19 protein-coding genes are annotated in these 21,409 nt (G+C 72.7%); 4 read left to right on the top strand and 15 right to left on the bottom strand.

Going from position 1 to position 21,409, the window contains the following annotated elements; genetic code table 11:
- Window positions 1-117: 117 nt before the first annotated feature.
- Genes ABZX65_RS06155 through ABZX65_RS06170 form a run of 4 tightly spaced genes read left to right on the top strand, consistent with a single transcriptional unit; the run spans window position 118 to window position 5,016 of the window.
- A complete protein-coding gene (locus tag ABZX65_RS06155; RefSeq protein WP_355335318.1) occupies window positions 118-1,410 on the top strand; it encodes a polyprenyl synthetase family protein in 1,293 nt (430 codons plus the stop codon).
- Window positions 1,407-2,945 carry a phytoene desaturase gene (locus ABZX65_RS06160; RefSeq protein WP_355335320.1) on the top strand — a complete coding sequence of 513 codons (1,539 nt, stop codon included), beginning with the start codon at window positions 1,407-1,409 and terminating at the stop codon, window positions 2,943-2,945. Before ABZX65_RS06155 ends, ABZX65_RS06160 begins: the two co-directional genes overlap by 4 nt.
- The gene (locus ABZX65_RS06165) at window positions 2,942-4,012 is read left to right on the top strand and encodes a phytoene/squalene synthase family protein (protein WP_355335323.1); all 1,071 of its coding nucleotides are present in this window, start codon (window positions 2,942-2,944) and stop codon (window positions 4,010-4,012) included. The genes ABZX65_RS06160 and ABZX65_RS06165 overlap by 4 nt, the downstream gene beginning before the upstream one ends.
- On the top strand, window positions 4,009-5,016 hold the full coding sequence (locus tag ABZX65_RS06170; RefSeq protein ID WP_355335326.1) for a DUF5914 domain-containing protein: 1,008 nt from the start codon (window positions 4,009-4,011) through the stop codon (window positions 5,014-5,016). Before ABZX65_RS06165 ends, ABZX65_RS06170 begins: the two co-directional genes overlap by 4 nt.
- Window positions 5,017-5,030: 14 nt before the next feature.
- Here the strand turns inward: ABZX65_RS06170 and ABZX65_RS06175 are convergent, their stop codons facing one another.
- The 15 genes from ABZX65_RS06175 to ABZX65_RS06245 form a co-directional block, all read right to left on the bottom strand.
- Window positions 5,031-6,578, bottom strand: a complete 1,548-nt coding sequence (locus ABZX65_RS06175; protein WP_355335328.1) for an FAD-dependent oxidoreductase — start codon at window positions 6,576-6,578, stop codon at window positions 5,031-5,033.
- Complete coding sequence (locus ABZX65_RS06180) at window positions 6,575-7,411, bottom strand: class I SAM-dependent methyltransferase (RefSeq protein WP_355335330.1); 837 nt, start codon at window positions 7,409-7,411, stop codon at window positions 6,575-6,577. The genes ABZX65_RS06175 and ABZX65_RS06180 overlap by 4 nt, the downstream gene beginning before the upstream one ends.
- Before the next feature lie 87 nt (window positions 7,412-7,498).
- On the bottom strand, window positions 7,499-8,755 hold the full coding sequence (locus ABZX65_RS06185) for a lycopene cyclase family protein (protein ID WP_355335332.1): 1,257 nt from the start codon (window positions 8,753-8,755) through the stop codon (window positions 7,499-7,501).
- Window positions 8,756-9,355: 600 nt separating this feature from the next.
- The gene (dmpG, locus tag ABZX65_RS06190; protein WP_355335334.1) at window positions 9,356-10,378 is read right to left on the bottom strand and encodes a 4-hydroxy-2-oxovalerate aldolase; all 1,023 of its coding nucleotides are present in this window, start codon (window positions 10,376-10,378) and stop codon (window positions 9,356-9,358) included.
- Window position 10,379: 1 nt separating this feature from the next.
- Window positions 10,380-11,333, bottom strand: a complete 954-nt coding sequence (locus ABZX65_RS06195) for an acetaldehyde dehydrogenase (acetylating) (protein WP_355335783.1) — start codon at window positions 11,331-11,333, stop codon at window positions 10,380-10,382.
- Window positions 11,334-11,464: 131 nt separating this feature from the next.
- Window positions 11,465-12,325 (bottom strand): fumarylacetoacetate hydrolase family protein, encoded by an 861-nt coding sequence (locus ABZX65_RS06200; RefSeq protein WP_355335336.1) that lies wholly within the window; start codon window positions 12,323-12,325, stop codon window positions 11,465-11,467.
- Window positions 12,326-12,512: 187 nt separating this feature from the next.
- A complete protein-coding gene (locus ABZX65_RS06205; protein WP_355335339.1) occupies window positions 12,513-14,000 on the bottom strand; it encodes an MFS transporter in 1,488 nt (495 codons plus the stop codon).
- A gap of 210 nt (window positions 14,001-14,210) precedes the next feature.
- Complete coding sequence (hcaB, locus tag ABZX65_RS06210; RefSeq protein WP_355335341.1) at window positions 14,211-15,023, bottom strand: 3-(cis-5,6-dihydroxycyclohexa-1,3-dien-1-yl)propanoate dehydrogenase; 813 nt, start codon at window positions 15,021-15,023, stop codon at window positions 14,211-14,213.
- Window positions 15,023-15,880: an alpha/beta hydrolase gene (locus ABZX65_RS06215; RefSeq protein WP_355335344.1), complete on the bottom strand. Its 858-nt coding sequence runs from the start codon at window positions 15,878-15,880 to the stop codon at window positions 15,023-15,025. Before ABZX65_RS06215 ends, hcaB begins: the two co-directional genes overlap by 1 nt.
- Window positions 15,877-17,142, bottom strand: a complete 1,266-nt coding sequence (locus tag ABZX65_RS06220) for an FAD-dependent oxidoreductase (protein WP_355335346.1) — start codon at window positions 17,140-17,142, stop codon at window positions 15,877-15,879. Before ABZX65_RS06220 ends, ABZX65_RS06215 begins: the two co-directional genes overlap by 4 nt.
- The gene (locus ABZX65_RS06225) at window positions 17,139-17,453 is read right to left on the bottom strand and encodes a bifunctional 3-phenylpropionate/cinnamic acid dioxygenase ferredoxin subunit (protein WP_355335349.1); all 315 of its coding nucleotides are present in this window, start codon (window positions 17,451-17,453) and stop codon (window positions 17,139-17,141) included. Before ABZX65_RS06225 ends, ABZX65_RS06220 begins: the two co-directional genes overlap by 4 nt.
- Window positions 17,454-17,502: 49 nt before the next feature.
- Window positions 17,503-18,066 carry a 3-phenylpropionate/cinnamic acid dioxygenase subunit beta gene (locus ABZX65_RS06230; RefSeq protein ID WP_355335351.1) on the bottom strand — a complete coding sequence of 188 codons (564 nt, stop codon included), beginning with the start codon at window positions 18,064-18,066 and terminating at the stop codon, window positions 17,503-17,505.
- A gap of 15 nt (window positions 18,067-18,081) precedes the next feature.
- Window positions 18,082-19,440 carry a Rieske 2Fe-2S domain-containing protein gene (locus tag ABZX65_RS06235; RefSeq protein WP_355335354.1) on the bottom strand — a complete coding sequence of 453 codons (1,359 nt, stop codon included), beginning with the start codon at window positions 19,438-19,440 and terminating at the stop codon, window positions 18,082-18,084.
- Between the two features lie 28 nt (window positions 19,441-19,468).
- Window positions 19,469-20,359, bottom strand: coding sequence for a VOC family protein (locus tag ABZX65_RS06240; RefSeq protein WP_355335357.1), 891 nt, complete (start codon window positions 20,357-20,359; stop codon window positions 19,469-19,471).
- A gap of 152 nt (window positions 20,360-20,511) precedes the next feature.
- Window positions 20,512-21,312, bottom strand: a complete 801-nt coding sequence (locus tag ABZX65_RS06245) for an IclR family transcriptional regulator (protein ID WP_355335360.1) — start codon at window positions 21,310-21,312, stop codon at window positions 20,512-20,514.
- Window positions 21,313-21,409: the final 97 nt, after the last annotated feature.

Genomic DNA, 21,409 nt, shown 5'->3' on the forward strand with positions numbered 1-21,409 from the left:
ACTCGTGGTGAGGTGTTTTCGCCCCTCCCGGCAGCAGTGGACGTCCGCTGCATCCGCGGGGGCGTCCCGGACGGAATGACCGAAGACGAAGCCGAACGACGCGAGGAGAGGAAGTCGATGAGGCGCATCGCGGCGGACGAGCACCCCTCCCCCGGTGAGCAGGCGGCCCGGGGCGCCCCGTACGACGCTTCCGCACGCGTCCTTGTCCCCCGCCCGCCGGACCCCGCGGCCGTGGACGCGGACGTCGCGGACCACGTCGGGCGGGTGCTGGCCCATGAGCTCGGCGAGCGGGTGGCGGCAGCGGCGGCGATCGACGCGGTCTTCGCGCGGGACCTCGCCGAGCGGGTCGCCGGGTTCACCCTGGGCGGCGGCAAGCGCACCCGGTCGCAGTTCCTGTGGTGGGGGCTGCGGGCCGCGGGCGGCGGCGGGTCCGCCGAACAGGTGCACGCGGCGCTGCGGATCGCCGCCGCGGTGGAGCTCGTACAGACCTGCGCGCTGGTGCACGACGACGTGATGGACGGCTCCGCGCTGCGGCGCGGACAGCCCGCGGTCCATCTCGACCTCGACGCGCAGTACCCCTGTGCGCGCCGCTCCGGCCCCGCCGAGCCCTTCGGCCGGGCGGCAGCCGTCCTGGTCGGCGACCTCGCGCTGGCCTGGGCCGACGACACCGTCGCGGCCACCGCGCTGCCCGGCGACACCTCCCGCAGGGTGCGCGTGCTGTGGCAGGCCATGCGCACCGAGATGGTGGCCGGGCAGTACCTGGATCTGCACGGGCAGACCACCGGTGCGCGGTCGGCCGCGCGGGCGCTGCGCACGGCCCGGCTGAAGAGCGCGCTGTACTCCGTCGAGCGCCCGCTGGCGCTCGGGGCCGCTCTGGCCCGCGCGGACGAGGAGACCACCCGGGCGCTGTGCGCGGCGGGCCGACAGGCGGGCATCGCCTTCCAGTTGCGCGACGACCTGCACGGGGTGTTCGGCGACTCCGCGTACACGGGCAAGCCGACGGGCGAGGACATCCGCGACGGGAAGCCCAACTACCTGATCGCGGTGGCCCGCGACCACGCCGAGGCCGCGGACGACCGGCGGGCCCTCGCCCTGCTGGACACGGCCGTCGGCGACCCGCGGTTGTCCGACGGCGATCTGGACCGGGTACGGGACCTGCTCGTCTCGACCGGCGCGCGGGCCGCCGTCGAGCACCGGATCGAGAAACTGGCCGCCGACAGCGCCCGGTTCCTGGCGGGCGCGACGCGCGTCGGACCGGTTGCCAGGGCCCGGCTCCTCGACCTCTTCCAACGCGCCGCGGGCGTATGCCCGGACGGGCGGTCCGTACACCACGCCCCGCACCCGCAGGACCGACCGGCAGCCGCCGGACCGGGCCCGCGGGAAGCCGCTGCCGCAGGAGACCACCGATGAGAACAGTGACGGGACGCACCGACCATGTCGTGGTGGTCGGGGCCGGGCTGTCCGGGCTGTCCGCCGCGCTGCACCTGCTGGGCGCGGGACGCCGGGTGACGGTTGTGGAGCGCGCCGCGCTGCCCGGCGGCCGGGCGGGCAGGATCGAGCGGGGCGGCTACCGGATCGACACGGGTCCGACCGTGCTCACCATGCCCGACCTGGTCGCGGAGGCGTTCGCGGCCGTCGGCGAGACGATGACCGACCGGCTGGACCTGATCGCGCTGCACCCGGCCTACCGGGCCTTGTTCGCCGACGGCAGCCGCCTCGACGTGCACACCGGCGCCGAGGCCATGGAGGCGGAGATCGAACGCTTCGCCGGTCCGGCGGACGCGGCGGGCTACCGGCGGCTGCGCCGCTGGCTCACCGACCTCTACGCGGTCCAGATGCGGCGGTTCATCGACGCCAACTTCGACTCGCCGCTCCAGCTCGTCCACCCGGACCTGGCCCGGCTCGCGGCGCTCGGCGGCTTCGGCCGACTCGACGCCCGCATCGGCGACTTCGTCTCCGACGAGCGGCTGCGCCGGGTCTTCACCTTCCAGGCGCTGTACGCGGGCGTACCGCCGGCCCGCGCGCTCGCCGCCTACGCGGTGATCGCCTACATGGACACCGTGGCGGGCGTCTACTTCCCGCGCGGCGGCATGCACGCGCTGCCGCGGGCGATGGCGGACGCGGCGGCCGACGCGGGGGCCGACTTCCGGTACGGGCAGGACGTCACCCGGCTGGAGCGGTCCGGCGACCGGATCACCGCCGTCGTCACGGACCAGGACAGGATCGCCTGCGACGCGGTGGTGCTCACCCCCGATCTGCCGGTCGCCTACCGGCTGCTCGGCCGGACCCCGCGCCGGGCGGTCCCGCTGCGGCACTCGCCCTCCGCGGTGATCCTGCACGCGGGCACCGACCGCACCTGGCCGGAGCTGGCGCACCACACGATCTCCTTCGGCGCCGCGTGGAAGGACACCTTCCACGAACTGACCCGCGCCGGGACCCTGATGTCCGACCCGTCGCTGCTGATCACCCGGCCGACGGCGACCGACCCGCGACTGGCCCCGCCCGGCAAGCATCTGCACTACGTCCTGGCGCCGTGCCCCAACACCGCCATCGGGCCGGACGCGCGCGCATGGGGAGAGCTCTCGCCGCGCTACCGCGACAGCCTCCTCGCCGAGCTGGAGCGGCGCGGCCTGACCGGGATCGGCGCCGCCATCGAGGAGGAGTCCCTGGTGACGCCCGCGGACTGGACGGCGGACGGGCACGCGGCCGGTACGCCGTTCTCCGCGGCCCACACCTTCGCGCAGACCGGCCCGTTCCGTCCCCGGAACCTCGTGCGAGGCACCGAGAACGCGGTGCTGGCCGGCTGCGGCACCACGCCGGGCGTGGGCGTGCCGACCGTGCTCATCTCCGGCAAGCTCGCCGCGGCCCGTGTCACCGGGCCGCGCCCGCGGCGGCCGTCCCCGCCCGCCCGGACCCGGCTCGCGACGGAAGGCACCCCGGCGTGACCGCGCGCGAGCTGGACGCGGCCGGGATCGACGCGCCCGCGCTGCGCGCCGCGTACGCGCGCTGCCGACAACTCAACGCCCGGCACGGCAAGACGTACTTCCTCGCCACCCGGCTGCTCCCGGTCGAGCGGCGACCGGCCGTGCACGCGCTGTACGGCTTCGCCCGCTGGGCCGACGACATCGTCGACAGCCTCGACCGGACGCGGACCCTCCAGGAGCGGGCCGCCGCACTGGACGCGCTCCAGGAGGAGCTGGCGGCCGGACTGCGGCACGGGAACAGCAAGGAGCCGGTGGTGCGGGCACTCGCGCACACGGCCGCCGTGTACGACATCGACCACCGGCACTTCACCGACTTCATGGCGGCGATGCGCAGCGACCTCGAGGTGCGCGACTATCCGACGTACGCCGACCTGCGCGGCTACATGCACGGGTCGGCTGCGGTGATCGGCCTCCAGATGCTGCCGGTGCTGGGCACGGTCGTCCCCCGCGCGGAGGCCGCCCCGCACGCCGCGGCACTCGGTGTCGCCTTCCAGCTCAGCAACTTCCTGCGGGACGTCGGCGAAGACCTGGACCGGGGCCGGGTCTATCTGCCCGCGGACCTGCTCGCCGCGCACGGCGTGGACCGCGGCCTGCTGCTGTGGAGCCGGACGACCGGCGCCCGCGACGCACGGATCACCGAGGCGCTGCGGGCCGCCGCGGAACTGACCCGCGGCGTCTACCGGGAAGCGGCGCCCGGCCTGCCGATGCTCGACCCGGTGGCCAGGCCGTGCATCCGGACCGCTCTCGTGCTCTACGGCGGGATCCTGGACGCGATCGAGGACGACGGGTACGCGGTCCTGCACCGCCGTGCGGTGGTACCGCGCGAGCGGCGCGCGGCGGTGGCGCTCGACGGGCTGGTCCGGCTGGGCGCGGCGCGGCTGCGCGCCCGGGGCGGCGCGACGGCAGCGGAGCCGAAGGACCGAGGGCAGGCTTCACGGACGCAGGGGCGGCCACGTCAACCACCGCGTGAACGGCCGTCGTCGGTGGGCCCGTCGTGGTCCCGCTGGGAGAAGGAGAACATGTCGTGACCGACCACCGGCCCGGCCGCTTTCCGCTGCGGCTGCGCCGCGACCCGGCCGGCTGGGCGCAGCAGCGGCCGACCTGGCGCGACGCGGCGCCGCGGCTGATCGGCGGCGCCCTGAAGCGGGCCCTGGCGCGGCCGTCCGGCAACTGGTTCGTCGTCGGCGGCTCCCGCGCCGTCAAGGACGGCCGCCCGTACGGCAGGACCGTCGGCGGCACCGAGGTGGTGCTGTGGCGGGACGCGGCGGGCACACTGCGCGGCGGCCCCGGCGCCTGCCCGCACCTGGGCGCGCCGCTCAAGGACAGCTCCGTGCGCTGCGGGACGCTGATCTGCCACTGGCACGGCCTGTCCCTGAAGGGCGCGCCGTTCGCGGGCTGGGAGCCGTACCCCGTGCACGACGACGGGCTGCTGGTCTGGGTGCGGCTGGACGGGGTGGGCGGCGAGGAGCCGACGGCCGCCCCGCTGGTGCCGGTCCGGCCGGAGCCCGCGGGCGCCCTGGCGGCGGTCTATACGGGTTCCGGGGTGTGCGAACCGGAGGACGTGGTCGCCAACCGGCTCGACCCGTGGCACGGCGGATGGCTGCACCCGTACTCGTTCGTGGACCTCACGGTGGTCGGCACACCCGCCGGCGATGCCGACGCGGCGCACGACGCCTTCGCGGTGGACGTGTCCTTCAAGGTCGCCGGGCGGGCGGTGGTGCCGGTGCGCGCGGTGTTCACGGCGCCGGAGCCCAGGACCGTGGTCATGCACATCACCGAGGGCGAGGGGCGGGGTTCCGTGGTCGAGACGCACGCCACGCCGCTCGGCCCCGACCGGTCGGGGCGTCCGCGGACCGCGGTGGTGGAGGCGGTGGTCGCCGCGTCGGACCGCCGCGGGTTCGCGGTCGCGCGGGCCGCCGCCCCGGTGCTGCGCCCGCTGATGCGCGGGGCCGCCGGGCGGCTGTGGCGCGACGACCTGGCGTACGCGGAGCGGCGGTGGGCGCTGCGCGCCGCCGGCCGCTTCCCGGGCTGACGGCGCGCGGCCCGTCACGTGTCCCCGAGGGCCGCCAGCGCCCGCAGTACGGCTGAGCGGCCCCGCTCCGGGACCGTCCAGAGCGTCTGGCCGCGCACGCCCCACCGCTCCAACAGGGCGTTGGCGGCCAGGAAGCCGGTGGTCGCCGCGCGTTCCATGAGGGCGACCGGAAGGTCGGTGCGGACCGCGTCGCCCGCCACCGTGACGGTCGGGTGCGGGGTGCGGACGGTGGGCCGGTCGTGGAAGCCGCCCACCGGGAACAACGGGCAGTCCGCGCGCCATTCGTGCCGCTGGTCGACGATCGTGGCGTGCGCCGTCTCGGGATACACCCGGTGCATCTGCCGCACCAGCCGGTCCTGGGCGGCGGGCAGGTCGTCGGAAGCGTAGGCGTACGCGTGCAGTTCGACCACCGAGCCGCCGGTCCTGGCCGCCCAGCGCGCCGCCTCGCCCTCCCAGCGCTCCAGCACGCTGATGTTGTCGAGCGGGCCGAAGCCGCTGGTGCCGAGGAAACCCGGCCGGTCGGCGGCGACCGGGCGGTCCAGCCAGAGCCGGGAGACGAGGAACGGCGGCGCGGTGCGCAGCCGTTCGGCCCGCTCCCGCCACGGCGCGTCGCACAGGCCGGGCGAGGCGGCGGCCAGGCGGCGCAGGCCGCCGCTGTCCAGGGCGAGGACGAGGGCGTCGAAGCGCCGCGTCCTGCCGTCGGCGGTGACCGTCGGGCCGTCGGGCCCCGACGACCCGGCCGCGCTCACTTCGGTGCCGGTGCGCACGTCCGCGCCGTGGCCTTCCAGGTAGCGGCCGAGCGGCTCCCAGAGCGCCCGGGGGTACGGCTCGTCGGGGACGTCGAAGAGCAGGCCCTCGCTGGAACCGAGGAAGTAGATGTGGAACATCAGGACCAGCTCCGCGGCCGAGAGTTCGCGCGGGTCGGCGAAGAAGCTGCGGGAGAACACCTCGAAGGCGAGGTGCTGCGCGGCGTCGGGGAAGCGGATACGGGCCAGGAAGTCGGCGGCGCTGACCGTGTCGAGGCGTGCGTAGACCTGCGGCACGCGCACGTCCAGCAGGGGCAGGGCGGCGGCCGGGTTCATCCGGAGCAGGTCCCGCCAGCCGAAGGCGGGGCTGAGGGCGACGAAGCCGAGGGCGCTCCACGGCGGGGTGCGCGGGACGCGCGCGAAGCTGTCGTACAGGCCGCTGCTGTGCCGCAGCGGGTAGTCGGGCAGCGCGGTGAGCATGCCGAGGGAAGGGTCGGCGCGGCGGAGCAGGCCGCGCAGGTTGTAGTACTGGCGGAAGAAGGCGTGGAAGCCGCGGCTCATGGTGACCGGTGAGCCGTCGGCCAAGTCGGTGGACCAGCCGGCCAAGCGTCCGCCGAGGCCGCGCTCGCGCTCGTACAAGGTGACCCGGGCGCCGCGCTCCGCCAGGCCGGTGGCGGCGGCGAGCCCGGCGATACCACCTCCGATGACGGCGACCTCGGGGGCGTCGGCGCCGAAGCGGGGGCGGCCGGGCGGCGCGGGAATCGTCCGGGCGCGCCGGTCGCGGCCACGGCGGGGCGCGGCGGGGCGGCCGGTCACCGCGGGTCCCCGTGCTGGTTGCGGAGCTGCGGCTGCGGCTGCGGCTGCGGCTGCGGCTGCGGCTGGGCCAGACTTCGGGGCGGGTGGGGTGGCCCCTGTTCCGGCTCGGCGCGCGGCGGGTCCTGGGGCACGCGGCCGAGCACGGTGTGGGTGATGCCGGTCTGCCAGCCGGGCAGCGGCAGGACACGGACGGAGCCGAATCCGGCGCGGCGCACCCGGTCGCCGAGGGCGGCGGCCGTGTCGAACGCGACCACGCTGGTGTAGAGGTGGCGGTAGAGACCGGCGTCGCCGGTGAGCCGTCCTGCGGGCAGCACGACGCCCTTGCACACCCCCGCCCAGACCGCCCAGTGCGCGGCGCTCCCGCCGAGCGCGTACTCGTGCACGGCCAGTCGGCCGCCGGGGCGGAGCCGGTCGCGGACGGCGGTGAGGACGCGGTCAGGGTCGGCGACGTTGCGCACGAGATACGCGGCGAACGCGGCGTCGAACCGCCCGGTGACGAAGCCCCCTTCGGCCAGCTTCTCCACGGGCGCGTGGAGGAAGGAGACGGTGGCGGGCCAGCGTTTGGCGGCCGCCCGCTCCAGCATTCCGGCGGAGGCGTCCACCGCCGTGATCTCGGCGTGCGGAGCGGCGGCGAGCAGCGCGGCGGTCGAGGAGCCGGTGCCGCAGCCGAGGTCGAGCAGGCGCAGCCCGGCCCCGCCGTGCGGCAGCCGCAGCCGCCGGGCGGAGCGGCGCAGGTGCGCGTGGTAGCCGGGGTTCATCGCGGTCAGCCGGTCGTAGCGGGCGGAGCCGTGGTCGAACGCCGACGACAACTCGTCGTCTCGCAGCAGGGGCATGGGGCATGACTTCCTGTTGGGGGGGGCGGCATCGGGGCGGGAGGCGTCGGGGCGCGCGGCATCAAGGGGCCGCGCCGGGGCGGGGGCTCACCGGCGCGACGGGGGCGGGTCGGGTCTGCGGGCGCCAGATTCGCCGGGCTCGCGCCTGCGCAGGAAGGGCAGTTCGGCCACGGTCCGCAGCATCGGGGCGACCGGGGTGCTCAGGCCGATCAGGAAGTCCTCCCCCGGTCCTGAACCGCCGTCGAGGAAGCGCAGCAGACGCTCGGTCGGCACCCGGCGGAACAGCCCGGTGAAGAAGTCCGCGCCGTCCACCCGCCCGGTGTCCAGCGCCCGCAGCATGACGGCGTCCATCGCCCGGGAGCGGCGCGAGTGCGGGGAGGGCGGTACGGGGGCGCGGCGCGGCCGGCCGCCGACCGTGGGATCGCCGGTCAGGAGGGCGTCGGCGACGGCCCGGGTCTGCCGCTGGACGGCGGCGAAGGTGTAACCGGTCGACGCGCGGGTCGCGCCGCCCGCCGTGCCGATCCGGAACACCGAACGCCCGGCGCGCGGGGTGAACCGTCCGTCGGTCATCGGGATCACGCCCTGCTCCACGCCGGTCACCTCGAACCGGCCGAGCCTCAGCACGTCGTCGGTGTAGTGCCGCAGCGCCGCGTCGTACCGCGTCGTGTCCAGGACCCCGGCGGAGAATTCCGTGTACTCCACGAGCGCCTGCCGTGGCCCGAGCGGCAGCACGTAGCCGAAGGACAGCCCGTGCGCGGGACGCGGTGTGCGGAAGTCCATCAGGTCGGCGACAGCGGGGGCGAAGGCGTCGTCCGCGGTCCGGACGAACCAGCCCCTGAAGTGCTGGAGCAGCGTCGTGCGGGCCGCGGGGAGCCGTGGGAGCGGGCGGGAGTCGAAGACCCAGCGGGCGTTCAGCTCCAGGGACCGACCTGCCGTGTCGTGCCCGGAGACCCGCGCGCCGGTGGCCGTGTCCTGCACGGACTCGACCGTCGCCTCGATCCGGCGGCAGCCGTCCGGTCCCGACAGGCGCTCGTCCACCAGCCGTTCGAAGGCGCCCGACCGCAGCATCTTGTAGCGGAACGGCGCGGGATCCGCCACGGTGGCCGAGCCGTCGGGTCCCCGGACCCGCAACCGGTCCCAGGAGGCGGCCAGGACCGCGTCGTACGGGCCGCCGGGCGGCTCCCAGAAGCACCAGGTGCGCTCGGGCGGTCGCAGCGGACCGGACGGAGCGTCGACCAGCACCACGGCGGGCCGGTGCCGGGCGGCCGAGGGCGCGCACAGCCGGTGGGCCAGCGAGAGCCCGGCCGCGCCCGCACCCACGATCACGACGTCCGCGTCCCGCACTCGTGCTCCTCCCGGCGCGACGAACACCTGGCCGTCCGGGCCCGGCTGCCGCGTTGCAGATCTTTCCGCAGCGAAGGCCCGGTTGGATGCACGCGGGGCGCGCGGCGAGCGGCGATCACGCGAATGGGGACGTCTACGAGGAGCGATCCCCCGGCACCGGCCGCCCGGGGAATCGCGCAAGGCAACTGTGGGGGGCGGGTGTTGGGCGCGGCTGTTGGCGGCGGGCCTCACACGGGCCGCGCGATGGAGTCCGCGAGCGACTCTGCCCGGTCGGCCGCTTCACCGGCCGGGACGGCTACGGGTTCGCGGCCGAAGCGCCGACAGCTCTCTTCGTGGATCTCCCCGAAGACCGGCGAATCCCGGCAGGCGATCCGGCGCGCACGTCCTGGGGGTCGCGCGCACCATGCCCGCCGCCTCCCGTCGTTGACGTCCGCGCCCGCTGTGCGCGTTCTCGGGGGGCCAACCGGGGCCCGTCTCCGGCGTGGGCCCGCGCCGCACGCCGCCCGGACAGCGGTGTCCCGCGCGGTGGGCAGCCGCCGCGACGATCCGGCTTCCCCCACCGCGCAGGGCAGCTGCGGGCCCGCGCCGGTCGCGGCCGTCTCAGACGGACGGGCTCTGGGCCGCCACCAGGTCGAGCGCGATGTCCACGATCATGTCCTCCTGCCCTCCGACCAGGCGTCGGCTGCCGCACTCCATGAGGATGGTCCGGACGTCCACGTCGTAGCGGGCGGCGGCGGCCTCGGCGTGCCGGAGGAACGAGGAGTACACACCGGCGTATCCGAGGGTCAGGGTCTCCCGGTCCACGCGCACCGGGCGGTCCTGCAAGGGCCTGACGATGTCGTCGGCGGCGTCCTGGAGCCGGAACAGGTCGCAGCGGTGCTGGTATCCGGAGATGTTGGCGACGGCGATGAAGGCTTCGAGCGGGCAGTTGCCCGCTCCCGCGCCGTGGCCCGCAAGCGAGGCGTCCACGCGCCGGACGCCGTTCTCCACCGCGACGACGGAATTGGCGACCGACAGCGACAGATTCTCGTGTGCGTGGATGCCGATCTCGGTGCCGTCGTCGAGGACGTCCCGGTAGGCCCGTACGCGGGCGGCGACGTCGGCCATCGTGAGCCGCCCGCCGGAGTCGGTGACGTAGACGCACTGCGCACCGTAGGACTCCATCAACTTGGCCTGCCGCGCGAGCTGTTCGGGCGGGGCCAGGTGCGAGAGCATCAGGAAGCCCGAGACGTCCATGCCGAGTTCGCGCGCAGCGGCGATGTGCTGCGCGGAGATGTCCGCCTCGGTGCAGTGCGTCGCGATGCGCACGGACCGCACGCCGAGTTCGTACGCCCGCTTCAGCTCGTGGATCGTTCCGACGCCCGGGAGCAGCAAGGTGGTCAGGCGGGCGTGCCGCAGGACGTCCGCGGCGGCCTCGATCCACTCCCAGTCGGTGTGGGATCCGGGACCGTAGTTCACCGATCCCCCGGCGAGTCCGTCGCCGTGCGCCACCTCGATCGCGTCGACTCCGGCGGCGTCGAGGGCGGTGACGACGCGTCGCACGTCCTCGGGGGTGATGCGGTGGCGTACGGCGTGCATGCCGTCCCGCAGTGTCACGTCCTGTACGAATATCGCAGCCGACATCTCAGACTCCTGCCTTCGCCGCGGCGATCCGCTCGGCGACCCGCAGGGCCGCCGAGGTCATGATGTCGAGATTCCCGGCGTAGGCCGGGAGATAGTGCGCCGCTCCCTCGACCTCCAGGAAGACCGACACCTGGTGGGTGGGTCTGTCGGCCGCGGCGTCCAGCAGGCTGTGCACGGGCTGCCCGGCCGGAATGCGGTCGATCTGCACCCGCTGCTTCAAGCGGTAGCCGGGCACGTAGGCGGCGACGTCGGCGACCATCCGCTCCACCGACGCGCTGATCCGTTCCCGGTCCTCGGCGTCGGGCGCCCGGACGAGGGCGAAGACGGTGTCGCGCATCATGAGCGGCGGTTCCGCGGGATTCAGGATGATGATCGCCTTGCCGCGCCGCGCCCCGCCGACCCGCTCGATGGCGGCGGCCGTGGTCTCGGTGAACTCGTCGATGTTCGCCCGGGTGCCGGGCCCCGCGGACTTCGAGGAGATCGAGGCGACGATCTCCGCGTACGGCACCGGCACCACCCTGCTGATGGCGGCCACGACCGGGATGGTGGCCTGGCCGCCGCAGGTCACCATGTTCACGTTGGGCGCCGCGAGATGCTCGTCGAGGTTGACCGCCGGGACGACGTACGGCCCGATCGCCGCGGGCGTGAGGTCGATGAGCCGCTTGCCCAGCGGTGCCAGCTTGGCGGAGTTCGCTTCGTGGGCCTTGGCCGACGTGGCGTCGAAGACGATGGCGATGTCCTCGACGCCGGGCAGCCGCAGCAGACCGTCGACGCCTTCGTGGGTGGTCGCGACCCCGAGGCGGGCCGCACGCGCCAGCCCGTCGGAGGCGGGGTCGATGCCGACCATGGCCGCCATCTCCAGGTGCCGAGCGTTGCGCAGCACCTTGATCATGAGGTCGGTGCCGATGTTGCCCGATCCGATGACGGCGACTTTCGTCCTGGCCGCACCCGCCATACGCGTCGCGCCCGTTGCCGTCGTCGCGTCCGTCGTACGTGTCGTGCCCGCTGTCTTCGTCGCGTCCGCCGTACGCGTCGCGCCCGCTGTCTTCGTCGCGTCCGCCGTACGCGGCGTGCCCGTTGTCTTCGTCATGCCCGCTCTCCCTTGCCGAACCGCACTTGCACCGCGCCGAGCCCGGACAGCCGGGCGACGACGACATCGCCTTCGACGACGGGACGCATCGGACCGAGCGCGCCGGACAGCACGAGCTGCCCCGCGCGCAGCGGATCGCCGAGTTCCCGCGCGGTCCGGGCGAGCCAGACGACCGCCGCGACGGGATCGCCCAGGCACGCGGCGCCGGTGCCGGTGGAGACCTCGTCGCCGCCGATCGACATCGACATCCGCTGCTCCACCGGGCTGAACGCGTCGAGCGAGAGCCGCCGCGGGCCGATGACGTACGCCCCGGCCGAGGCGTTGTCGGCGACGGTGTCCGCGAAGCTGATGTCCCAGTCGGCGATCCGGCTCCCGCACACTTCGAGGGCCGCCGAACCCCAGGCGATCGCGCCCCGGACCTGAGCGTGGTCGAGCGGACCTTCGGTCAGGTCGTCGCCGAGCATGAACGCGATCTCGGCCTCGACCCGCGGCTGCGTCACGCGGTCGATCGGGACCGTGTCACCGCCGAGGAACGCCATGTCGTCGAAGAGGACGCCGAAGTCCGGCTGGTCGACGCCGAGTTGCTCCTGGACCGCCGGTGAGGTGAGGCCGATCTTGCGCCCCACGACGCGGGCGCCGGCCCGCAGGCGGTGCGCGGCGACGGCGGCCTGTACGGCGTAGGCGCTCGGCAGGTCGTCCGCGCCGATCAGGTCGCGGACCGGTGCGCAGGGCACGCCGCGCGCCGCGGCGTCGATGAGCCGGGCCGCCGCGGCGGCGACGGCGGCCTCGTCGGCCGCGGCCGGCCGGCGGGGTGCGCCGGTCCCGTGCGGGCGTGTGGATGATCGGGAAGAAACCATGGTGGTGTGCCACCCAACAGAACAGGGGCCACCGGAGATCCGGTGGCGACGGCCGAATGATTGGCAGAGGTTGTCGTCGGTGCCTTTTCGCCGCGCATCCGACGCGGTGGTGACCGGCCGGGCCGGGCGGCAGCGTCGCCCGGCCCGGCCCCTCCTCAGGAGGTCACGAGGTCACGAGGTCAGTTGGTCAGTTGGTCAGTTGGTCGGCCGGTGCGCCGACGGACGGCTGCGCGGACGCGGGCACCCGTCCGCGGCGGGCGGAGTAGCAGATGAAGGCGACCAGGACGTCGCAGCAGCCCGCGACGAGCAGACAGATCCGGAACCGGTCCTCGGCCGGCACCCCGGGGACGGCGGCGACACTCTTCGACTGGAGGATGCTCGAATAGATCGCCGGGCCGAGCGCCCCGGAGATCGTCATGATGATGCCGATCATGCCGATCCCCATTCCGGTGAGTTCCGCGCGGACGCTGCTCTGGATGGAGCTGAACAGTCCGACGCCCACCAGGCCGCTGCCGACGCCGTAGACGCACGCGGCGACCAGGAACGACGCCACGGAGGCGCCCCCGGACATGGCCAGGATCAAGGTCAGCGCGGCGGCGCAGTGACAGGTCGCGCCGACTCCCGCCACCAGCAGCGGCCTGGTACGAGCGCCGAGGACGCCCGCGCCGATACCGGCGAGCGCGCCGAGCAGCGAGTAGGGCAGCAGCAACAGCCCGGTGTCCAGGGCGTCGTACCCGAGGCCGTATCCCGCGGCGGAGGGCGTCTGGACGTAGAACGGGATGAGGAAGGTGACCGACTGGATCGCCATGCCGATCGTGAAGCCCGCCACGACCGTCCGCGCGACGGTCCCGGACCTCAGGAGCGCCAGATGGAACACCGGGGTCTTCGACCGCTTCTCCAGCGTCACCCACACGGCCCCGCCCGCGAGACCGGCAGCGGCGAAGCCGATCGCCTTCGCCGACGAGATGCCGTCGGATCCGGCCGTCTTGATGCCGTAGAGCAGCAGGACGATCCAGGCGACCAGGCCGATGACATTCCCGATGCCGAACGCGGCCGTGGCGTCGCGGGAACTCGACGGGATGACGGCCCAGACGCAGATCCCCACCACGACGTACACGACGGTCGCGCCCAGGAAGAAGTCCTGCATCGAGACCCGGCTCAGCGCCAGCCCCCCGGCGACGAGCCCGACTCCGGCCCCGACGGCCTGTGCGACCTGGCTGACGATCACCGCGGTGTGCACCGAGGAGCCCGCCAGGTGGCGGCGCAGGACGCCGACGCCGAGCTGACCGGCCGCGGAGCCGAGTCCCATGACCGCCGCGCCGATCAGCATCGCGGGGAAGGTGTGCGAGATGCCCGGCACGAGCATGCCGGTCGCGAGGAGCGCGGCGCCCAGTGTCGCGGCTCCGCGGTCGCCGAGCACGTCCGCCAGCCGCGGCAGCAGGATCGTGCTGACGCCGCCGCCTATCAGCAGCAAGGTGAGCACCCACGCGACGTCGCCGACCGTCAGGTGGAACTCGCGCTGCACCACGGGAAGCAGCGGGGTCAGCATGAAGGTCACCGCGGACGAGGTGAAGCCGAGCAGCGCGGCCACGGCGATCAGGGGATTCCTCCCGCGGGTACGGACGGGTCTCTCGACGCGCGGTCTTTCCTGGTGGTGTGTTTCGCTGTGCGTCATCGCACTGCCTCTCCTCATGTCATGAACGCCCCTGGGGCCATCCCCGCCGCGGTGTCGGCACCTGCGAGCGGAGGGCGGGCCGCTCGGCGAGCGACCGGTGACCGGAGTATGTGATTCGGCCAGGTGAGCGGCCAGCAATACGTTCTGCCTGGGGGAACGCGGCCGAAACACGTCACCGCCGGGAGCGGTGGGACGGCGCGCGGGACAGCGTTACGGCGCGGGGTCGGGGCGGCGCGGGGTGCCCACGGCGCTCACGTCGAGGACCGCGCCGGTCACGGTCGCGGACTCCTCGCGCGAGGCGAGCAGGACGTACGGGGCGACGTAGTCCTCGGCGCTGGGGGCCAGGTCGAGGGCGGAGTACCGACGGAGCCGGTCGCCGGTCGGCAGCATGTCGCTGATGGAGGTGTCGCCCAGCGCCATGGCGCGCGGCCCGCGCAGATCGGTCGCCATCCCGCCCGGCGCGACGGCGTTCACTCGCACGCGCGGCGCGAGTTCGTACGCCAACTGCGCGACCAGTCCGACTCCGGCGTGTTTGGACGCGGTGTAGAGCACGCCGCCGCCGCGTGGGTACAGGGCGGCGTTGGACAGGGTGAAGATCATCGATCCCCGCCGCTCGGCGAGCGCCTGGGCCGCCGCCCGGGCGCCGAGCAGGTAGCCCTTGACGTTCACGCCGAACAATTCCTCGTAGCCGCTCTCCAGTTCGGCCATCGACATGTCGAGCGCCGCCCGGCCGAAGTCCCACAGGCCCGCGTTGCCGACGAACGTGTCGAGTCCTCCGAAGGCCGACACGGCCGCCTCGACGGCGGCGGTGTTGTCCTCTCCCGAGGTGACGTCACCGCGTACGCCGCGTACGCGGTCGCCGTGCGCCTCCCACAGGTTGTCCAGTTTCTCCGGCGACCGTTCGAGCACCGTGGCCGTCGCGCCCTCGGCGACGAAGCGGTCGACGACGGCCCGGCCGAGTCCCGAGCCGCCGCCGGTCACCAGCACCGACAGCCCGGCGAGACGCCCCTGTCCGGCGGCCATCAGTGGTGTTCCAGGAAGTGCTTGACCGTGGCGTTGAACTCGGTGGCGTGTTCGAGCTGCGCCCAGTGACCGCAGCGGCCGAACATCAGCAGCCGGGAGTCCGGGATGACCGCGTGCGCGCGCAGGCTGGTCTCGTAGTGCACCGTACGGTCGTCCCGGCCGTGGATGATCAGCGTCGGCACGTCGGACCGCGCCATCTTCTCCCCCGCCTGCGCGAAGCCGGTCGCGCCGACGCCCGCGCGCATCACCTCCAGCCAGTTGCGCAGGTGCTCCGGCCTGCTCACGGCGGTGCGCGAGCGTTCCTCGGCCAACTCGCGGGTGGCGTGGGCCGGATCGAAGCACATCACCTCGACCAGCTTCTGGAAGTTCTCCGGTGAGGGGTCCTCGTAGGTGTCGAAGATGATCCGGATGCCTTCGGACATGCCGTTCGGCGCCATCACGTTGACGCCCCAGATGCCCGAGCCCATGGTCACCAGGTGCGAGACCCGCTCGGGGTGCTCGGTGGCCATGACCATCCCGATCGCGCCGCCCATGGAGTTCCCGACGAAGGCGGCGCGGTCGATGCCCATGGCGTCCATCAACTGCGTGACGGCCGCGCCCTGGTCGCGTCCGGTCGCCACGCTCTGCGGGTTGGAGTCGCCCCAGCCCGGCATCGTGACGGCGACGCACCGGAAGTCGGCGGCGAGCGCGCGGATGTTGGCCTCGAAGTTCGACCAGCCGGTGGCGCCGGGCCCGGTGCCGTGGATCAGGAACACGGGATCGCCGTCACCGGCTTCGTTGATCTGGATCTGGTAGTCGGCGGTGTCGACCAGCCGGTAGGTGGAGTCGTGGGTGATCTCTGAGGTGACGGTCGTCATTGCGCGCTCTTTCTCACGAGGTGCTGTTTGAGTGTTCCGCGCAGGTCGAGGCCGGGGTCGGACAGCAGTCGGCTGTCGACCGGCACGTTTCCCGCGATGAGCCGCTTCACCACGCCGACCTCGCGGGCGGCGCCCATGCCCGCTGCCGCCGCGATCCGGCCGTGGCGCAGCCAGAAGGCGAGGAACCGGTCGGGTACTGCGCCCTCCCGGAGGACGAAGTCGTCGCTGCGCCGGGGCCGTCCGATGATCTGCAACGTGGTGTCGTACTGGTCCGACCACGCGTAGGGCGGTGCGGTGTACCGCACCGGGCTGCCGGCGATCGTGCTGCCCACCGCCGTACCGTGCCGCTGCGCCGCCTCCCAGTGCTCGAGCCGGCCGCGGGCGGTCAGGTGCGGGTGCGGCTGGCTCGCGACATCGCCGGTCGCGTAGATCCACGCCCGGCTGGTCTGGCCGAACTCGTTGACGGGGATGCCCCAGTCGTCGACGTCGATACGCGCCGTACGGGCCAGTTCCGTCCGCGGGCGTACGCCGATCCCGACGACGACCGTGGCGGCCGGTACGCGCTGGCCGTCCGACAGACGCACCGCCTCCACGCCCGCCGGGGAGCCGAGGAATTCCGTGACCGTGACGCCGGTCAGCAGCCGCACCCCGTGGTCGCGGTGCAGCCGCGTCATCAGGTCCGCCACGGCCGGTCCGAGCACGGAGGCCAGCGGATACGGCTGCGCTTCGACCACGGTCACCTCGATGCCGCGCCGACGGGCGACGGCGGCGAGTTCGAGGCCGATGAAGCCCGCGCCGATGATGACCAGCGGGCCGCCGCGGGCCAGCCGCGCGTGGAGCCGTACCGCGTCGGCGGCGTCCCGGAGCGACAGGACGTTGTCGGCGTCGGCGCCGGGCGTGGTGAGGCGGCGCGCCGCGACACCGGTCGCCAGCACCAGTCGCCCGCAGGCGAGGACGTCGCCGCCGCTCAGCCGTACGGTGAGCGCGGCCGGATCGATGCCGACGACGCGTTCGCCGAGCCGCAGCGCGATGTCGAGGTCCTGGTAGACCGACGGGGGCTGGATGGGCACGAGACCGGCCGACTCCCCGTCGAGCAGTCCTTTCGACAACGGCGGCCGTTCGTAGGGGAGGTTGGGGTCCGCGTCGACCAGCGTGACGGTGCCCCGGTAGCCGTGGCCGCGCAGGGCCACGGCCGCGCAGACTCCGGCGGCGCTGGCCCCGACGATGACGCAGCTCTGGCCGGGGACGGCCGACGTGCTCAACTCCGCTCCGGTATCTCGACCATGACGTCGTCGCCGTCCAGCTTCACCTGGTAGGTGCACAGCGGGAGGGACGCGGGCGGCGACAGCACGGAACCGGTCCTGAGGTCGAACTTCGCGAAGTGCCAGGCGCATTCGACCTGGTCGCCGTCCACGTATCCGTCGGCCAGCGAGGACTGGCCGTGCGTACAGGTGTCGTTCAGGGCGAAGAATTCGCCGTCCGCCCTGAACACGGCGACGGGCGGCACCGTCGGCATCTGGAGTGCGTCACCGTCGTCGAGTTCGTCGACGGAACAGGCACGGATCCACGGCATTGCTGCACCTTTCGGTAGGCGCGGGGCGGCGCGCGGGGGCGGGTCGGGGTCAGAAGAAGTTGCTGAGGTTGCCGGACTGGAGCACCGTCTGGTCGAGGTAGACGAACCGCTTGGCGATCGCGAGCCCGTTCTCCGTACGCCGCAGCGTGTCCTCGCGGCGGCCGACCCACTGGTCGGTGTCGCTCTTGAGCCGGGTGCGGTAGAGCAGGAAATTGCTCTGCACCACGAGTTCGTCGCCGCTGTCCCCGGTCACCCGGACGTTGGTGATGAGGTGCCGGGTACGGGACGGCGGGTCCTCGGCCCACGAGGTCCCGGTGGCGAACTTCTTGGCCCGCGTCCGGAGGAACTGCTTGTCCTCGTCGAAGTAGGCCATCTCGCCGGGCTTGGTGAACTCCAGGTGCAACTGCCGCCTGGTCATCGTCCGCCGCAGCGGCATGAAGTAGTGGGTGTCCTCGGTGAAGAGGCCGACCCACTCCTCGTACTGGTGGGCGTCGAGCAGCGCCGACTCGTAGGAGTAGAACTGCTCCACCTCGTGCTGCCGCAGCAGCGTGTCGAGGTCGACGGCGTGCGCGGCGGGTACGGCACGCGCTGCGGGTACGGCGTGGGTCGTCATCGCGGGCTCCTGGGCCTAGTAGCGGTCGTGGGGAGCCGTGCTCTTGCGCAGCCCCTCCCACGTGGGGTTGCGGAGCCACTCGCGCCAGGAGTGGTAGGTCCACAACTGGGCGTGCTCGTTGATGGGCGCGTCGATGACGGCGAGGCCGTCGTCCTTGACGACCTCGGACGTGCCGAGACCCATCTTCAGAAGCTGGGGGATCTCGCGGCTCTTGGTGCCCTTGGTCTGGAGGGTGGACTGCGCCCAGTTCTCGCCGTCCTCCTGTTCGAGCATTCCTGCGGGCCCGAAGAAGTGGATCTGCGCGTGCAGCGCGGCGGCCTGCTCCTGCGGCGAGGCGTTCTTGTCGCGGAAGGAGTACCACCAGATCTCGGTGACGTCGGGGCTGCGCGGCACCCGCAGGCTGAGCTGCGCGTTCGCCGTGACCCAGGCGGTCGGGAAGATGTGCGGGTGGCCGCCCACCCGGCTTCCGTGCCGTCCGAGCTTGGCCTGGGTCTGCGGTGTGTAGCGCCACTCGAACAGCTCCCGGCCCCCGGCTGTCACCTCCAGCGACTCCTGGTCGGGACCCGAGATCGCGTGCCCGTACTCGCCCACCATCACGACGTTGTGCAAGTCGCTGGGCAGGAAGGGGACTTCGAGGTCGGCGCCGGATTCGGTCCTGGCCCCGCCGTCGACGAACTCGTCCGGCGGGGCCGGGATGAGACCGACGGCGAAGGCTGACATGTGCGTGATCTGCGGGTGGTAGTAGTCGAAGACGTTGTCGACGGTGAACTTCCAGTTGGTCCTGACGGTGAACTTCTGGACGCCGGGAACGGCCTCCATGTCGCCGCGCTCGGCGAGCAGGTCCAGTCCGAGCCGGCCCGTCGCGCCGAGGTACTCCTCCAGGGGCGGCGCGTCCGCGTCCATGGTGGCGAACACGAAGCCGCGGTAGGAGTCGAGTTGGGCCACCTTGCGCAGCGGGTGCTTGGACAGGTCCAGCTTGTCCTTGTAGAAGAGGGACTTGCCGGGCACGCCGATGAGTTCGCCGTCCAGTCCGAAGGTCCACCCGTGGTACGTGCACATGAAATTGCGGACGTTTCCCTCCTCTGCCCGGCACACCGCGTTGCCGCGGTGCGAACAGGTGTTGAGGAAGGCGCGGATCGAGCCGTCCCGCTGCCGGACCACGAGGACGTTGTCCGATCCCATCGGGGCCTCGAAGAAGTCGCCGCGCTTGGGGATCTGCGTCTCGTGGCACAGGAAGAGCCAGGCCCGGCCGAATATCCGTGTCATCTCCAGATCGAAGATCTCCTGGTCGCTGAAGATGCGCCGGTCGATCTCGCCTCTTTCGAGCGAGACCAGGTCATCGAGCTGGTCCACCGCGCGTGGGGAGTCGTTCATGGTGTTCTCCTTGGCGTACACGTCACCGTCAGTGGGTGTGATTGCGGTCGTGGCCCCAGAACTGGGCGGCGTCCCAATTCGTGATCGTCCAGGTCTCGTCGTCGATCAATTTGCCGGCCGTTCCGTACTCCACGCCGATCCCGGACGGCGACTTCATGTAGAACGAGAGCATTTCGTCGTTCGTGTGACGGCCGAGCGTCGCGGTGAGGGAGATCTCCCTCGCGCGCACCCGGTCCAGTGCGCGGCCGACGCCGTCGACGCTGTCGACCTCGAGCATGAAGTGGTCGATGAAGGGCTTCCTGCCGTCCGGCGCGGGGCCGAACGCGAGTGAGTGGTGCCGGGGATTGACGTGGGTGAACGTCAGGACCAGGGGCTTGAAGGTGATGTAGTCGCTCACCTTGAAACCGAGGACGTGGCGGTAGAAGGCGACCATCTCGTCCACGACGGACGAGACGAGCACGATGTGGCCGACCCCGAGGTCGTTGCCCTTGTCGTCGCGCGTCACGAACCGGACGCCGGTCGGCGAGACGAACGCGGAGGACACGGTGACGGCGCCGTAGAACAGCTCCAACCGGAAACCGGCCGGATCGGCGAACCGCACCAGTCGGCGGACTCCGCGCAGGTCGGCGAGGTGCGGATCCTCCGTGACGGCGACCCCGGCGCTCTCCAGGTCCCGCACCTGGGCGTCGAGGTCTTCCTCGGTCGCCACCTCCCATCCGACATAGGACAGCGTGTCGTCCCCGGCGCGTACCGCGATGCGGTGGTGCCTGGCGTCCATCCGCAGAAACAGCGTTTCGACGTCGTCGGCGTCCCGTCCGCGGGTGACGTGCAGGCCCAGAATGTCGCCCGCGAAGTCCTCCCACGCGTCGAGGTCCTGCGCACCTATGCCGATGTAACCGAGCGCTTTGACATAACTCACGCGCGATTCCTCCGATTCCCAATGAATGACGCGGAAGCCCTCGGAAAACACACAAGGGAAGGGCCTGCGCATAACTGTATTGAGCGCACGAAAAGAAGCCAGGATTCTGTTCCGTCAGACGGAAAGCAGTTGTTCCGGCGTGCTCCCCCGGGTCACTTGCGACGCAGCGCGGACGAGAGCTGCTGCGCGGTGTCGACGAGCACCGACTTGTAGCGGGCGGGGGTGCGGCCGAGCACCGGGCAGGAAAGCGAGACCGCGGCGACCGCGCGGCTGTGATCAGCGGCCCAGACCGGCGCCGCCAGGCAGGCCACGCCGAGGAACGACTCCTCGTGATCCGTCGCGATACCGGTCTCGCGCACCCGGAGCAGTGAGAGCTTCATCCGCTGGGCGTCGGGAATGGTGTACGCGGTGAACCGCTTGAAGGATCCGTCGAGAACGGTCCTCAGATGCAGGGAGGGAGCGAACGCGAGCAGCGCCTTCCCGAGCCCTGTGGCATAAGCGGGCCTGCGTCCGCCGATACGCGTGTCCATTCTCGGCGCGCCCAGCCCGGAGACTTTGTCGATGTACAGGATGTCCGCACCGCTGAGAATGGCGAGATGAATGGTCTGCCGGGTGAGGGCGAACAATTCCGCCAGATAGGGAGAGGCCAGTTCGCGCAGGTCCTTCGCGGCGCCGACCTGCACCCGGCTGCCCAGCTCGAAGACGCGCTCGGCGAGCAGATACCGCTCGCCTTCCTTGGCCACATAACCGTGCTCGATCATCGCGCTCAGCAGCCGGTGGACGGTCGACTTGGCCATCCCGGTGCGGGCGGCGATCTCCGAGACGCCCAGCGACTTCCGCGAACCGGACAGGGTGTCGAGCACGGCGAGCGCCTTGCCGACGGATGTGTCGCGCACTTCGCCGGCCGCCGCGGCGGCGTCGTGCACCCGCCGCGGGCTTTCCGGAGCAGGCATCGGGTTCCTCCTCAAGGTACGAGGTCACCAGCCATTAAATGGGAGTAAACTCTCACTTAGCCGTCACAGTAGGCTGCCCGCAGTCGCATCGCAAGAG

The organism is Streptomyces sp. NPDC003300, assembly GCF_040610915.1.
Classification (GTDB): domain Bacteria; phylum Actinomycetota; class Actinomycetes; order Streptomycetales; family Streptomycetaceae; genus Actinacidiphila.

Bases quoted from the DNA above. Each gene is read 5' to 3' on its own strand.
- hcaB (WP_355335341.1), bottom strand. From the start codon at position 15,023: ATGGCCGCCGGACAGGGGCGTCTCGCCGGGCTGTCGGTGCTGGTGACC.
- dmpG (WP_355335334.1), bottom strand. From the start codon at position 10,378: ATGTCGGCTGCGATATTCGTACAGGACGTGACACTGCGGGACGGCATG.
- ABZX65_RS06225 (WP_355335349.1), bottom strand. From the start codon at position 17,453: ATGCCGTGGATCCGTGCCTGTTCCGTCGACGAACTCGACGACGGTGAC.
- ABZX65_RS06160 (WP_355335320.1), top strand. From the start codon at position 1,407: ATGAGAACAGTGACGGGACGCACCGACCATGTCGTGGTGGTCGGGGCC.
- ABZX65_RS06180 (WP_355335330.1), bottom strand. From the start codon at position 7,411: ATGCCCCTGCTGCGAGACGACGAGTTGTCGTCGGCGTTCGACCACGGC.
- ABZX65_RS06155 (WP_355335318.1), top strand. From the start codon at position 118: ATGAGGCGCATCGCGGCGGACGAGCACCCCTCCCCCGGTGAGCAGGCG.
- ABZX65_RS06195 (WP_355335783.1), bottom strand. From the start codon at position 11,333: ATGGCGGGTGCGGCCAGGACGAAAGTCGCCGTCATCGGATCGGGCAAC.
- ABZX65_RS06230 (WP_355335351.1), bottom strand. From the start codon at position 18,066: ATGACGACCCACGCCGTACCCGCAGCGCGTGCCGTACCCGCCGCGCAC.
- ABZX65_RS06215 (WP_355335344.1), bottom strand. From the start codon at position 15,880: ATGACGACCGTCACCTCAGAGATCACCCACGACTCCACCTACCGGCTG.
- ABZX65_RS06245 (WP_355335360.1), bottom strand. From the start codon at position 21,312: ATGCCTGCTCCGGAAAGCCCGCGGCGGGTGCACGACGCCGCCGCGGCG.
- ABZX65_RS06235 (WP_355335354.1), bottom strand. From the start codon at position 19,440: ATGAACGACTCCCCACGCGCGGTGGACCAGCTCGATGACCTGGTCTCG.
- ABZX65_RS06205 (WP_355335339.1), bottom strand. From the start codon at position 14,000: ATGACGCACAGCGAAACACACCACCAGGAAAGACCGCGCGTCGAGAGA.
- ABZX65_RS06200 (WP_355335336.1), bottom strand. From the start codon at position 12,325: ATGGTTTCTTCCCGATCATCCACACGCCCGCACGGGACCGGCGCACCC.